We start from the raw sequence: 13,369 nt of genomic DNA, 5'->3' as shown, positions 1-13,369 counted from the left end.
GGAGAGATGATGAACGGGATCCCATCTTGGCGGCGGCAACTGCGGCGTTGGCTGCCCTGGGCTGCCCTGCTGCTGCTCCTGGTGGCAATTGGCTACTGGGTAGGCCCCCGACCCCGACCTTATCCCCAAGAGCCAGAGCTGCCCACCCTGGCCCCTCTGCCGCAGCACCCCCGCATCCGGGTGGCCTTCAACCAAAGCCGCGAGAGCACCTATCGAGATCCCTATCGCCAGGTCTATCGCTACGGCTACAACCTAGAGGAGTTGATTATCTCTCAGATTCGCTCTGCCCGGCAGTCGGTGGATGTGGCGGTGCAGGAGCTGAACCTGCCTCTCATTGCCCAAGCCCTAGCCGAGCGGCGGCAGGCCGGGATCCCGGTGCGGGTGATTACCGAAAACACCTATGTGCGGGCCTGGCACCAGCTCACCCCTGCCGAAGTGGGGGCGCTGGACGAGCGCAGCCGTCAAAAGTTCGAAGAGTACCGCCACCTGGTGGATGTGAACCGGGACGGACAGTTCTCCCCTGAGGAGATCGCCAGCCGGGATGTCTATGCCCTGCTCGATGGGGGGCAAGTGCCCTGGCTGGATGACACCGCCAACGGCTCCAAGGGCAGCGGCCTGATGCACCACAAGTTTGTGATTATCGACGGGCAGCGGGTGCTGACCGGGTCGGCCAATTTTACCCTCTCCGATATTCACGGGGATTTCGATGCCCCCGGCAGTGTGGGCAACGCCAATCACCTACTGCTGCTCGATAGCCCCGAGCTGGCCCGCATCTACACCGAGGAATTCAACCTCATGTGGGGGGATGGGCCAGGGGGATCGCCCGACAGCCGCTTTGGCGTGCAAAAGCTCAGGCGCCCCCTGGAGACGGTTTACCTTGACGATGCCATCGTGGGGGTGCATTTTTCCCCTGCCAGCCGCTCCCTGCCCTATGAGGCCACCTCCAACGGCCTCATCGCGGCCACCCTGGCCCAAGCGCGGCAGCAGGTGGATCTGGCTCTGTTTGTCTTTACCGACTCAGGCATTGCCAACCAGCTCAGGCAACTGCGCCAGGAGCGTAACGTAGAAATTCGCGGCCTGTTTGACCCTGGCTTTGCCTTTCGTGACTACAGCCGCACCCTGGAGATGTGGGGGCTGCTGCTCCCCGACGAAAACTGCCGGGTGGACGCGGCCCGCCTGCCCTGGACAGTGCCCGCCTCCTCTGTGGGCGTGCCCAACCTCGCTCCGGGAGACAAACTGCACCACAAGTTCGCCATCGTTGACCCCGGCACCCCCCAGGCCACGGTGATCACCGGATCCCACAATTGGTCGGTGGCGGCCAACCACCTCAACGACGAAAACCTCTTGATCATCCGCAACGGGCGGGTAGCGGATCACTTTGTGCGCGAGTTCGAGCGGCTCCTTGCCGAGGCCCGCTTTGGCCCCAGCCGCCGCCTGCAGCAACAGGCGGAAGAGAGAGCCCGCCTCTGCCCCAGCCCTGTCCCCGTTGCCCTCTCCCCATCTGAAGCAGAGCCGGAGCTGCTGGAAGTCGAGGCGATCTCCGTTCCTGACAGGGGATCCCCTTCCCAGCCGGCTACCCCGCAATCTTCTCGCGTGAACTTAAACACCGCCACCGCAGCGGAGCTGGAGCAGTTGCCCGGCATTGGCCCGGGCCTGGCGCAGCGCATCATCGAGGCCCGCCCCTTCTCCTCCTTGGAAGATCTGCAGCGGGTCAAGGGCATCGGCCCGGCCCGGATTGAGCAACTGCGGGATCGGGTCACCTGGTAGGGATCCCGCCTAGCTTTCCTGAGCCAGCTCCAGAAAAGCTCCCATACGACGAAACTTTTGGTAGCGCTCCTCCCGCAACTCCCGCCCGCTCAGGGCAGAAAGTTCCTTGAGATGTCGTAGGAGCGCCTCCTTTAGGGTCTGGGCAGCTTCCAGAGGAGCGCGGTGGGCGCCGCCAACCGGCTCTGGCAAGATCTCGTCGATCACCTCCAGTTGCAGCAGATCCTGGGCGGTAATGCGCAGGGCGGCGGCGGCTTGGGGCGCTTTCTTGGCATCTTTCCAAAGGATGGCCGCACAGCCTTCCGGCGAGATCACCGAATAAACGGCGTGCTCAAACATCAAGATGCGATCCCCAACGCCAATGGCCAAAGCCCCGCCGGATCCCCCTTCGCCGATGACAGTGCAGATGATGGGGATCTCCAGCCGAAACAGGGTCTGCAGGTTGGTGGCGATGGCCTCCCCTTGGCCCTCAGCCTCTGCCTTGACTCCCGGATAGGCCCCCGGCGTATCGATAAAGGTCAAGAGCGGCAGGCCAAAGCGGTGGGCGTGTTCCATCAGCCGCAGCGCCTTGCGGTAGCCGGCGGGGTTGGGCATGCCGAAGTTGCGGTGGATGTTGTCTTTGGTGTCGCGGCCTTTTTGGTGGCCCAGGATCATCACCGGCTGATCCCCCAGCTTGGCCAGGCCGCCGACGATGGCCGGATCGTCTTGGCCGTGGCGATCCCCGTGCAGCTCAAACCAGTCGTCGCAGATGGTCTGCACATAGTCCAAGGTGGTGGGGCGGCGGGGATGGCGGGCCACCTGCAGCCGCTCGACAGGCGTGAGCTGGCTGAAAATCTCGCGGCGCAGCTCTTCGGCTTTGGCCTCCAGCTGGCGAATCTGCTCGGAGGCGTCGATGTCGTTTTCTTCGGCCAAGGCCCGGATTTCCTGGATGCGCTGTTCGAGGGCGGCAACAGGCTGCTCAAACTCCAGCAGCAGTCGGTCGGTAGCTTTGGTCATGAGCAGTTGAAGTAACCTTGAGTTAAAGTGTGAGGCTGATGCGGGTCACAGCTTTTGAGGTGGTAGGCTGCTGAAGGCCAGGAGCCACTCGCATGGCGGCGCGTAGCGCTATCTTCTCACATCCGGATTTTCTAAGCTAGAGAAGGCCCTCTTCTGGCTCCGCTCAAACCTGTGTTTTCCTCCTCCCACTCCTCTGCACCTCTTCCCCCCTGGCTGCGCTGGGCGGTGGTGGGATCCGTCGTCCTGGCCATCGCAGGGGGCGCCTTTTGGCACTACGCCCAGCCGGAGCGGCAAATCCGAGTCCACACGCAAAGGTTGCTGCAAGCTGTAGAACGGCGAGATTGGGCCCAAGTAGAAAACTTAGTGGCCGCCACTTATCGCGATGGCTGGGGCTTGGACAAAGAGCAGGCACTGGCCTACAGCCGCGAGGTCTTCGGCCAGTTTTTGCGCCTGCGCATCCGGCCTCAAGAGCTACAGGTGCAGCTCGGCCCTGGGGATCAAGGCCAAGCCACCCTCTGGTTTATTATTGAGGGATCCGGCGGCCCTCTGGCCAACCTGACGCGGGATCAGGTAAACGCGCTGGAACAGCCCTTCCGCCTGGACTGGCAGCGGCGGGATCCCTACCGTTGGGAGCTAGCCCGCGTCGAGAACCCGGCACTGGAGTTACCCCCTATCCCCGCTCAGGGACGGACAGACCAAAGATGAGGGTCAAACACCAACAGGGGGAGCCGACCCTCGGCGGGCGGGATCCATCCCACAATGCCTCGTTGGCGGCCTTGGGCGGCGTAGCGGCTGGGGAGAGGTTGTACCTGAGAAGCAGCTAGGCGGCGCAGGATTGGCTGACTGGGAAGGGGCAGGGCCATCGTTTTCGAGTTATCGACCTGATTGGGTGGGCCGTCCTCACAACTGCCCGCTTGCAGCAACAGAACTCCCTGGGGCAGAAACGGGATCCCGCGGCCCAGCAATAGACGGCTGGTATCCAAAAGCTCAAGGCCGTCCTCCTGAACAGATTGAAAGTCTTGCCAGGCCAAAACCCGTCGCGCCCGTTCAATGGGTAGACCAAAACAGTAGGAGCTCAGTTGAAAGGTAATCAAGGTTTGCTGGTTTCTCAGGTGCTCCTGGCGGGCCAGACGGCGCAAGCGCAGAGGAGAGAGGAGGGCCATGGTCTACCTCGCTACCGACAATATCGGCGGGGCCGGCTGCAGCAGATCCCGTAACTGTTGGATCAGCTCCTGTTCCTGAAAGGGCTTGGAGAAATAGGCGCTGGCTCCCAGCCGTTGGGCCAATTGGCGATGTTTCTCGCCGCTGCGGGAAGTCAGGATGACCACAGGGAGCTGGCTATACAGGGAGTGGCCACGAATCCGGGCCAACAAGCCAAAGCCATCCAGCCGCGGCATTTCGATATCACTGATCACCGCTTGGATGGGAACTCCTTTCTCAAGCCGTTCCCAAGCCTCTTGTCCGTCGCGGGCTTGTTCAACCCGAAACCCCGCCCTTTCCAGGGTTATGGCCAAGAAGCGGCGCACGTTAACTGAATCTTCCACCACCAGCAGATGGGGCTGGGCGGCAAACCTGGACTGGGGAAGGGGATCCCTTGCTGGCCGGCAGGGCCGATCCCGCTGGGCCAGCAGCCAGCTTAGGAGGGCAGGCGGATCCACGAAAAGGGCCATTCGCCCATCCGCCAAAACGGTGCAGCCAGAGAACCCCGGCGGCAGAGGCAGACCTCCCTCCACCGGACGCAGGGTGACCTCTTGCTCCCGCCAGAACCGATCCAGCAACAGACCGTAGGGCTGGTTGCCTTCCGCCACCAACAGCACCACAGGTCGGTCGAGGAGGGGGGTCCCATCCATTTCCTGGACAGGCTGCCAGCGGGCAAAGCGAAACCAACGCCCTACGGGGATCAAAGGAACCTGCTCTCCCTCCCAAAGGAAGGCATCGGCAGGAAGCTCAGGAGCCAGCAGCACCTCTTCCACTGCGTTGGCCGGAAAGGCCAACATCAACCCCCGGCACTCTGTTAGCAGCACGCGGCTGACGCTCAGGGAAAGAGGCAGAGTCAGGGTAAACAGCGTACCCTCCCCCGCCCTAGATTCCACCTGAACCTGCCCCCCAATTTGTTCCAAGTTGGTGCGCACCACATCCAAACCCACCCCCCGCCCCGAGAGCTCGCTGACTTGCTCGGCGGTGCTGAAGCCCGGCTGGAAAATGAGCTCAAGCAGCTCCTCCTTGGAAGCCTGATCCAAGTCGGCGGCAGAAAAGCCCATTTGCAAGGCCCGGGCACGCACCTTGTCCAGAGAAATCCCTCTTCCATCGTCGCGTACCGTAATGAAGGTGCGGTTGCCCCGTTGGCTGGCGGCAATTTCAATCAGCCCTTTGGCCGGCTTGCCCCGAGCCAAGCGGGTGTCCGGATCTTCAATGCCGTGGTCGAAGGCGTTGCGCACCAAGTGCAACAAGGGATCCGCCAAAGCTTCCAAAATCGAACGCTCGATTAGGGTGGATCCCCCCAGAACCCGCAGCTCCACAGGCTTGCCATGGGCTAAGCTCAGCTCCCGCAGTGCCCTGGGAAAGCGATCCGTCAAATCCGACAGCGGCTGCATGCGCACCTGGTCGAGACGCATTTGCATTTGCCGGGAGAGGCGGCTGAGCTGGCGGGCGCTGCCCTCGGTCTCCTGCAGCGTGGTGTCGATATCGGCGGTAACCTCGTCAATTTGCACGATGGTCTCCATCATCTCTTGGGCCAAAAGGTGCAGCTCCCCATAGCGATCCATCTCCAAGAGGTCAAAGGTATCGACCAGGGTCAGGCCGGGATCCCTTGCTTGTGATAGCAGAGAGGCGGGCACAGTGGCGGCGACGCGGTCGTAGCTGCTGCGCAGGCGGCTGTTGGTTTCTTCTAGGGTGCGAACCCGCTGTTTGAACAAGTTGGCCAGCTCCCGCAGCCGCTGCAGGCGGCTGTTGAGGCGGTTGCGCTCACTCGTGAGCTCTCCCAACAGCTCCCCCAACTGTTCTAGAGGGCGAGCCGGCACCCGTAGCATCTCGGCGGGGCTTTTGGCCCTGGCTGGAATTGCATCCGGCAGCTCGGCAGTGGCCCCTGGGGGGGGAGGGGCTTCTGCTGCGGAGGAGACCGGAGGCTCTGCCGCATCCCAGGAGCTGGGGAGAAGATTCGTCTGGCCCACCAGCACTAGGGCCTGCGAGTGTCGCCAAGCCTGTAAAACCGCCTGAGCAACGGGCAACACCTGCTCTTTCTCAGTTGGCGGCAGCGCTTCCAGAGCCTGGGCTGCCGAGCTGCACAAGCTGACAAAGGCAGGCAGATCCAACATTTCCCCCAGCGCCCCCAGCTCTTGGGCAGCGATGAGAAACTCCTCCCGCAGACAGGGCTGGTCGGGCGCGGCCAAAACTCCCTCCAGCCGCTGCAGGCAGGCTTCCACCTCCGTTTCAAACAGCAGTACCCGGATATCGCCCCCGGCTTCTGCAGCCAACACCTGCGCGGTATCTTCCGGCCGCAACTCCCCCACCTGCTCCCGCAGCCGCTGGAAGATGGGCTCCACTTTCTCCCTCAGCCAGTCTTCTTGCAACGGCTGCCTCTGCTGGTGGCGCTGGACAATTTGGCGCATGCAATCCAACGCCGCCAACAGGGTACGCTCTACTGCGGGCTTGGCTTTTTGGGGATCCACCTGCAAGATCTTGAAGCCGTCCTCCAGGCGGTGGGCCAGGTCGCTGAGCGCCGAAAACCCCATCATCGCCGCCCCACCCTTGATGGAATGGGCAGCCCGCAGCAGGCGATCCAAACGGGGGCGATCCAACTGCCGGGATCCCAGCCCCACTACCTCTGTCTCCAGGGTGTTGAGGTAAGTCTGGGCCTCCTCCAAAAACTGCAGCCTCACCAGCCATTCGCGCGGGTCGAGGCCATCGGGATTTGGCTCCATACTAGACTGCCTCCCCCACCTTGAAGGTGGACACCGAAGCCTGTAGCTGACGGGCAACCGCCACCGTAGCTTGGAGAGAGTTGGCCACCTGTTGCGAAGCTGACGCCGTTTGGGCGGCAATGTTGGCGATCTGCTGCATCAACTGCCGCACCGTTTGGGAGGTGTCGACCTGGGCCTCGGTGGAGCGGGCGATGGCCTGGAACAGTTGGTTCACCTGCCGCGAGACTTCCACAATTTGCCCTAGGCTCTGCTTGGCTGTTTCCACCAGGCGGGTGCCTTCCACCACCTGGCCGGTGCTGGTTTCCATCGCCTGCACCACTTCGCTGGTCTCCCGTTGGATCCCTTCCACGATGCGCTCGATCTCGCGGGTGGCCTCCGCCGACTGGGCGGCCAGAGCCCCCACCTCTTCGGCAACCACCGCAAAACCCCGCCCTTCTTCCCCGGCGCGGGCCGCCTCAATGCTGGCGTTTACGGCCAACAGGTTGGTTTTCAGGGCAATCTGGTTAATCAAGGACACCACCTTGGAGATCTGCTGGGAAGATTCCCCCAGCCGTTTCACTTTCTTGGCCGTTTCGGCCACCGTCTCCCGCAGTTGCAGGATGTTCTGTACCGTGCGATCCATGGTCAAGCTGCTGTCGGTAGCCGTAGTGGCAGCAGACTCAGCTACTGTGGCAGCCTGCTGGGCCTTATCGGCCACCTCCTGGATCGAGAGCGTCATCTGTTCCACAGAGCGCAAGGTCTCTTCAATTTGGATGGCCTGCCGGAGAGCCGCCTCGGCCAGCTCGCGAATGGCTGCCTCGTCCCGGCCAATCGATTGGTTGACTTGCCCGGCAGCCTGCTGCACTTGAATCACGATGTCGCGCAAGCTCTCGATGATGACGTTGAAAAAGTCTGCCATGATGCCAACCTGTCCGGCGGTTAGCTGCGCCCGCACGGTGAGGTCTCCCCGCGAGGCCTCTGTAACCTCGCCAATAAGCTGCAGCAGCTCTCTTTGCAGCGCTTCCGACCGCTCTCGTTCTTGGGCGGCCACGGCCTTTTGCTCCAGCGCCCCCAGGTTACCCAAAGCTTGACTCAGGCGGTTGGCCAGCTCGGCCAGGTTTTTCTGGTCTTCGTCAGACCAGCTCTGGCTTTGGGCGCGGCCTACGGCCAAAAAACCGTAAAGCTCATCGCCACGTACCACCGGCGCCACCATCTCGGCTTTTAATTGGATTGTGCCCAACATCTGCAGGTGGTCGGCGCCCAGGTCTACCCCAGGCACCGGGCCAAAAGCGTAAACTTGCCCACTGTGGAGAGCCTGCTGGAGCGGAGCCGGGATCCGGCGGAGGAAGGTGCCCAAGGTGTCAGGCAGGCTGCTGTCGCGGGATTCAGCAATAACCTGCGCCTCTTCGGGAGCGGTCAGGCGATAGAAGGCCACTCGTTGGGCACCAAAGCGCTGACGCATCTCGCCCAACAGCTCGCTCAGGGGATCGATCAGCTCTTGCTCTTGGCGAATCCGGGCAATATCGGCAAACCGTTGGGCCAGCCGGGTATCGGAGACTTGTCGCTCGTAGGTGGCGTTGCGTTCCCGCACAAAGTTGCGCACCAGGATCAAGATGATCCCCCAGCTAACCAGCAGGATCGGGAAGCTGGTAGCCGAAAGGATCAAAGCCCCCAACAGATCCCGCTCGTAGAGCCGGACGCTGCTCTGAATGTTGCCGCGAATGGCCTCCAGGGTTTGGTTGATCCCTTCGGCGTAGATGCGCTTTTGCTCTTCGTACTCGGGGCTGTGCAGCAGGTCAAAGGCGCGTTCTTGCTCGCCGGCTCGAATCAAGTCAAAAGCCTGCACCTCCCACTCCACCAGTTTGATGTTGGCTTCTGTCGTTTTGGCTGCGTAGGCCTCGTAAGAAGCGGGATCCAATCGCTGAATCTCCGCCAGCACCTTATCCAACTGAGGTACATAGCGGTTGTAGCGCTCTTCCCAGGACAGATCCCCGCTGGCAGCAGCCATGCGGGCAGACATGGTCAAGACTTCATCCAAATAGATCACCTGATCGCTCAGGTTTTGCAGGGTGAACTGCCGCGAGATGGAAGGCTCGAAATCGAAGTAGGTGCGGGCTACGCTGCCGGCAGAAACGGCAAACAACAGGGAGCTGATGCCCAGCGGGAGACTGATCGCCAGAGCCAGACGGGATCCGGCGACTTTACCCTGGGGTCGAGAAGAGGGGGCCAACTTGAGGAAGAGGGGACGGAAGGAGACCATAAGAGTTTTACCTATAGCTAGGAGAAAACGGTTGAGAGGGATCAAGGATTGGCTTGGGAATAGGCCGAGTTGAGCCTTTGGAGAATGGCAAGGGGGCTGAGTACCCAGAGAGTCTCTTCCTTTTCCTTTTCCCAGACCAAACCACTGCAACAGTCGCAGAGACTATCCAGCCGGAACCTATCTTGGACGGGTTGAGCTTCTGCTAGAGGCTGGATCTGCTGGCTGACCACTCGAGCCACCCCCCTCACTTGTTGCACAGCCAGGCCCAGCCCCCCACATTCTGGGCGCATCACCACCAGATGGTATTCGGGCTGCCCAACGTCCAAAGGCTCCAGGCCAAGAAACTGTCCCAGATCCACGCCCCAGAGGATGCGGTTGCGATAGTTGAACAAGCCCAGCACCCATGCGGGCTGGTTGGGGAGAAGAGTAAAGTGCTGTGGGGCAACAATTAGCACTTCCTGGGCAACTGTCATGGGCAAAAGGGCCCGACAGTCCACCCCCAACTGGAGATGTAAGTACAATTCTCCGGTGCGGACGGCAGTAGAGCTTTGGGAAGAAAAAGAGGTCGCCAGCATCTTTGCTCTCGCTCTGCAACGTCTAAGGCCCAACCAGACTGCACCCCAGAACCACGACCGCAACTTGGACTCAGCAAGGGAGATTCGCTGCAAAAAATCCCGAGACTCAACTCAGCACCACCGACTTCACGGCCCGCACAATGTCCTCGCGGCTAAAAGGCTTGGTCAGATAAAGGTCGATCCCTTGCTTCATGCCCCAGAGTTTGTCCAGCTCTTGATTTTTAGAAGTGCAGGCCACAACGGGCAACTTTTGGGTCTCCGGGTTTTTCTTGATTTGGCGGCACAACTCCAGCCCGCTCATGCCTTCCATGACCAAGTCCGTCAGCACCACATCGGGTTTGTCGCTGCGGATCTGCTGCAATGCCTCTTGGGCGCTGGCCACTGCCACCACTTGATAGCCTTCTGCCCGCAGGTAATCGCTGATGAGCTGGCGCTCCGAGGCCACATCTTCCACCACCAAAACTTTCACCATGATCGACAACTCCTTTGTTTTTCAACCACCGTAAGCTTAAGGTGCCCCTAGGTAAGATAGCGAAACACCATCTGCAGCAATTCTTCCTGCCGAAAGGGCTTGGTCAGGTAATCGGTAGCACCGGCCAAGCGCGCCTTAACCCGATCGATCAGGCCTTTGTGGCCCGTAACCATCACCACCGGCACATCTTTGAGTACAGAGGACTTGCGGATAAGGCTGCACAATTGGTAACCGTCCACGTTGGGCATGCCCACGTCCAGCAGGATGAGATCCGGCTTGAGAGTGGTCAGCTTCATCAAGGCTTTCAAAGAGTCGCTGATGGTGTGGATGACCAAGTGGTGCCCTTCCAGCAACCGCTGCAGCTCGCTGAGCATGGCTTCACTGTCGTCAATACAAGCCACAACCCAGGTTTTCGAGACTGGGGGGGATGGGCCCAGATCCGCAAGCCCGTTGGCCAGTTGGAGAGGCACGGTGGGGGTTTCTGAGGGCTGCAATTCTGTCTCAAGCCTGGCCGCGTAGGTTTTGGGCAGCCGATCAAAGGGGGGCTGGGGATCCCGTAGGACAAGGATGCCGGCTTGGATCAAAGGATGTAGGCGGCGAGCGATCCGCAGGTCGTCTTGATCGAGAAGAGCGCTCAACTGGCGGAAGCTAAACCCCTTCAGCAACCGGCCCAGACGTTCCTGTTGCTCGGCGGGAAGGCGTTCTGCCTGAGCCCGGCTGGCAAAGTAGGGCCGTTGGTAGGGGGAGGTGATCTCAGGCCCCAAAGATTGCCAAGCCTGTAGCCGCTTTTGGGTCAGATCGAGCAGGGATCCCACCTCCCACTGACCCAGGGTGGGCACCGTGTCCAACGGGATGATCTCCTGCCGAAAGCTGGTTGGAACCAGCAACAGATTTTGCAGCACCTCCTCGCTGATCCAGGTGTTCAGCCGACGCGCAGCTTCCCAAGGCAGCAGTTGTTCCGTCACCATCCAACTCAGCCCCAGAAGGTCTGCGGGCAGAGGTCCCGTCTCCTGAGCCAGCAGCGCTTCCACCTGCCTATGGATACGCAGGCAATTTTGGCGGGTCAGAGAAAAAACTTGATGGCTGAGCCGACGCAGGTGGCGGTCCAGTCGCTCCAAAGGCTCGAAGCTGTGGTGTGCAAATCCCAGACGACCTTGGTGGAACACCAATGACCAAGTGTCCAGCTCCTCGCTTCTGTCCAGAGCACTGCAATACCGAACAACCCCTGTGAAACCAGCCTCCACCTTCAGCAAATGGTCAGAGACTTGCGTACAGACGTTGGGGCAATTCATCGGCGGAGAGGACATGCTTGGGCAATTTTCTGCGCTGAGATTGACAATATCGGTGAAACTCTATGCTCCACTCACAAGTCGGCGCGAGAATGTTTTCAAGAATACGATTCAAGTTCAAGCACAGCTCCGACCCAGACAACCCCTTTTGAACCGAGCCTAACAGAACGGGCCAAGGCTGCACGAAACTTAGAGTAGGTTTTACAGAGTAGGTTATCGATGACTGGGGATCACCAGTCGATCGTCACAAATGAGAATTAACCTTCAGATCGTCTGGCGGTTTTCTTCCCCGGAAACTGTCCACGGAAAGCCTGCAAGACGCAAGACAATATAGAAGTAATCCGAATAAATCTCTTCCGTAAACATACGGAACTTAGATGCTCTCCAATTTCCAAAGCGGCTCCAGATAGGCTTGGCAGCGGCGCAGCAGTTGCCGACTTTCTTCAAAGCTGATCTGCTCCAAGGCTTCGGGGTAGGAACACCAGCGGTAGGCGGCCACCTCCTCCGGCTGTACCTGCAGCTGAGGGGGAGGAAACTGGGGCGGCAGCAGGGCCACGTAGTAGGTAACGGTCTTGGCCACCGCGTTCCCCTCTGGATCTGTAAAGGTGTAGGCCTCCTGCAGCGTCAGGGGGTCGGGCTGGCCGGGCAGGGTCAGAAGCTGGTAGTCGGTCAGGCCGGTTTCCTCGCGCAACTCCCGCTGGGCTGCGGCCAGGTCGCTTTCGCCCTCATCTTTGTGCCCTTTGGGGAAGGCCCAATGCCCTTTCTGGTGCTGGATGAGCAGGTAGAGGTGGGATCCCTGGGCGGGCGGGAGGGGCAGCACCGGGATCACGCCGTAGGCAGCATCGGTCAGCATGGGAGCTAGTCTCCAAAGAGTTTGATGGCAGGTGGCTTGGGATCAAAAACCCCGTTGGGATCCACCCGCGGGCGCTCCACCCCTTGCAGGGGCGAGAGAGGGCGACCGGTGTCGAATTGAAAGAGATAGATCGGCAACTGGCTGTCGCCTAATGGCAAGAAGGCCAAGGTATCGATCTGGGTGAGGGCATTGCGGCTGGCCGGTCGGGTGAGGTTAAAGGCGGCGATGCGGTCTTCCAAGGGGGTCTCTGCGGCGGTGCGTCTGCCCAGGCCAATGCTAAATTGCTGGTTCCCCCGCTCGTCCACTCCTAAGGGCCGCACCTCTCCCAGCTCCAGTTGGGGACTGCTCTCCGGCAGACCGGCCACCACCGGCGGTGCATCCAGCGGCGGCTGTGAGGGCAAAAAGCGCAACTGCACCCCCTCTGGCAGAAGGCGATAGTCCTGGTAGTCGTGCCGGATGGCAAGGGATCCCCTGAACACGCGGCGGGTCAGGCCCTCCAGCGTCCAAAACCCATAGCCCACATTGATGCGGCTGCTCTCCGGCAGCCAGTAACGGGCGCCTCCCTGGGGAGCAGGCACTGCCGTAAACCCCATGAGGACATAAGCCTGCCCCCACACCCCTGACAAAAACAAGAGCACCTGCCGCGGCAGCCCTGACTCCGGCTCCAGCCACAGCTCCCGCAACTGGCCCTCCTGCAGGGGCTCCAGGCGCAAGTGCTGGACAGGGGATCCCGCCAGATCTGCTCGTTCTGAGGAGACGACGCGGTAGCGGCTGGGATCAGCCTCTAGCTCAAAACTCACCGAGGGCAGGAGCGCTTCGGGCCGGCTCACGTACACCGAATACAGCTTGAGCAGGTCCGATTGGTTCACCACCTCCAGTTGCCGCGAATCCAACAGGCGAATGCGATCCCCTTCGGCTACCCACGCCTGCCAACTGCCGTCACGGCGGCGGAGCACATCCAGGGTGGCTGTGAAGGTTTGGGATCCCTCCACCCGCACCTGCTGGCGGTACTGCAAGTTGGGCAGCGGCGGCAATTGCTTTAGAGCAGTGTTGAAGCGCTGCAGCCAAGCTTGGGGATCCAGCTCGGAGCTTGGGGGAGCAGCGCGATCCGACTGGGCCAAGGCCGGATCTGCTGCCTGTAGGGCAACCAGCCCCGTTAGCAGGAAGACAATCCCGCCGAGGTAGCCGCAGCCTCGAAGGGATCCCGGCCGTCGCCATCTCCTGAGTTCGGACTGTCCAGGGGACATTGGCTTACCTCAGC

11 protein-coding genes are annotated in these 13,369 nt (G+C 61.1%); 2 read left to right on the top strand and 9 right to left on the bottom strand.

Annotation, left to right across the window (positions count from 1 at the left end; genetic code table 11):
• Positions 1 to 9: 9 nt before the first annotated feature.
• Positions 10 to 1,767, top strand: coding sequence for a phospholipase D-like domain-containing protein (locus NW862_RS04965; RefSeq protein WP_414367652.1), 1,758 nt, complete (start codon positions 10 to 12; stop codon positions 1,765 to 1,767).
• A 9-nt stretch (positions 1,768 to 1,776) separates the two neighbouring features.
• Here NW862_RS04965 and NW862_RS04960 read toward each other — a convergent pair whose 3' ends face one another.
• A complete protein-coding gene (locus tag NW862_RS04960; RefSeq protein ID WP_414377302.1) occupies positions 1,777 to 2,760 on the bottom strand; it encodes an acetyl-CoA carboxylase carboxyltransferase subunit alpha in 984 nt (327 codons plus the stop codon).
• A gap of 171 nt (positions 2,761 to 2,931) precedes the next feature.
• Here NW862_RS04960 and NW862_RS04955 point away from each other — a divergent pair, with 171 nt between their 5' ends.
• Positions 2,932 to 3,465 (top strand): hypothetical protein, encoded by a 534-nt coding sequence (locus NW862_RS04955; protein ID WP_414333982.1) that lies wholly within the window; start codon positions 2,932 to 2,934, stop codon positions 3,463 to 3,465.
• Here the strand turns inward: NW862_RS04955 and NW862_RS04950 are convergent.
• The 8 genes from NW862_RS04950 to NW862_RS04915 all read right to left on the bottom strand — a co-directional run bounded on the left by NW862_RS04950 (position 3,441) and on the right by NW862_RS04915 (position 13,355).
• Positions 3,441 to 3,923 (bottom strand): hypothetical protein, encoded by a 483-nt coding sequence (locus tag NW862_RS04950; protein ID WP_414333983.1) that lies wholly within the window; start codon positions 3,921 to 3,923, stop codon positions 3,441 to 3,443. The two genes, NW862_RS04955 and NW862_RS04950, sit on opposite strands and share 25 nt — an antisense overlap.
• A gap of 3 nt (positions 3,924 to 3,926) precedes the next feature.
• Positions 3,927 to 6,680 carry a response regulator gene (locus NW862_RS04945; protein WP_414349151.1) on the bottom strand — a complete coding sequence of 918 codons (2,754 nt, stop codon included), beginning with the start codon at positions 6,678 to 6,680 and terminating at the stop codon, positions 3,927 to 3,929.
• Between the two features lies 1 nt (position 6,681).
• Positions 6,682 to 8,919: a methyl-accepting chemotaxis protein gene (locus NW862_RS04940; protein WP_414333986.1), complete on the bottom strand. Its 2,238-nt coding sequence runs from the start codon at positions 8,917 to 8,919 to the stop codon at positions 6,682 to 6,684.
• Between the two features lie 41 nt (positions 8,920 to 8,960).
• Positions 8,961 to 9,494 carry a chemotaxis protein CheW gene (locus NW862_RS04935; protein ID WP_414333988.1) on the bottom strand — a complete coding sequence of 178 codons (534 nt, stop codon included), beginning with the start codon at positions 9,492 to 9,494 and terminating at the stop codon, positions 8,961 to 8,963.
• 106 nt (positions 9,495 to 9,600) lie between these two features.
• On the bottom strand, positions 9,601 to 9,966 hold the full coding sequence (locus NW862_RS04930; RefSeq protein ID WP_414333990.1) for a response regulator: 366 nt from the start codon (positions 9,964 to 9,966) through the stop codon (positions 9,601 to 9,603).
• A 47-nt stretch (positions 9,967 to 10,013) separates the two neighbouring features.
• On the bottom strand, positions 10,014 to 11,084 hold the full coding sequence (locus NW862_RS04925) for a response regulator (RefSeq protein WP_414333991.1): 1,071 nt from the start codon (positions 11,082 to 11,084) through the stop codon (positions 10,014 to 10,016).
• 544 nt (positions 11,085 to 11,628) lie between these two features.
• Positions 11,629 to 12,108 (bottom strand): NUDIX domain-containing protein, encoded by a 480-nt coding sequence (locus NW862_RS04920; protein WP_414333993.1) that lies wholly within the window; start codon positions 12,106 to 12,108, stop codon positions 11,629 to 11,631.
• 5 nt (positions 12,109 to 12,113) lie between these two features.
• Positions 12,114 to 13,355, bottom strand: a complete 1,242-nt coding sequence (locus NW862_RS04915) for a hypothetical protein (RefSeq protein WP_414426971.1) — start codon at positions 13,353 to 13,355, stop codon at positions 12,114 to 12,116.
• Between the last annotated feature and the right edge of the window lie 14 nt (positions 13,356 to 13,369).

It is taken from the genome of Synechococcus sp. H55.8, assembly GCF_047462375.1.
Taxonomy (GTDB): Bacteria; Cyanobacteriota; Cyanobacteriia; order Thermostichales; family Thermostichaceae; genus Thermostichus.
This window is presented reverse-complemented; position numbering and strand designations above follow the sequence as displayed.

Coding starts and splice junctions, on each gene's coding strand:
- NW862_RS04965 (WP_414367652.1), top strand. CDS start 10: ATGAACGGGATCCCATCTTGGCGGCGGCAACTGCGGCGTTGGCTGCCC.
- NW862_RS04960 (WP_414377302.1), bottom strand. CDS start 2,760: ATGACCAAAGCTACCGACCGACTGCTGCTGGAGTTTGAGCAGCCTGTT.
- NW862_RS04950 (WP_414333983.1), bottom strand. CDS start 3,923: ATGGCCCTCCTCTCTCCTCTGCGCTTGCGCCGTCTGGCCCGCCAGGAG.
- NW862_RS04945 (WP_414349151.1), bottom strand. CDS start 6,680: ATGGAGCCAAATCCCGATGGCCTCGACCCGCGCGAATGGCTGGTGAGG.
- NW862_RS04940 (WP_414333986.1), bottom strand. CDS start 8,919: ATGGTCTCCTTCCGTCCCCTCTTCCTCAAGTTGGCCCCCTCTTCTCGA.
- NW862_RS04935 (WP_414333988.1), bottom strand. CDS start 9,494: ATGCTGGCGACCTCTTTTTCTTCCCAAAGCTCTACTGCCGTCCGCACC.
- NW862_RS04930 (WP_414333990.1), bottom strand. CDS start 9,966: ATGGTGAAAGTTTTGGTGGTGGAAGATGTGGCCTCGGAGCGCCAGCTC.
- NW862_RS04920 (WP_414333993.1), bottom strand. CDS start 12,108: ATGCTGACCGATGCTGCCTACGGCGTGATCCCGGTGCTGCCCCTCCCG.
- NW862_RS04915 (WP_414426971.1), bottom strand. CDS start 13,355: ATGTCCCCTGGACAGTCCGAACTCAGGAGATGGCGACGGCCGGGATCC.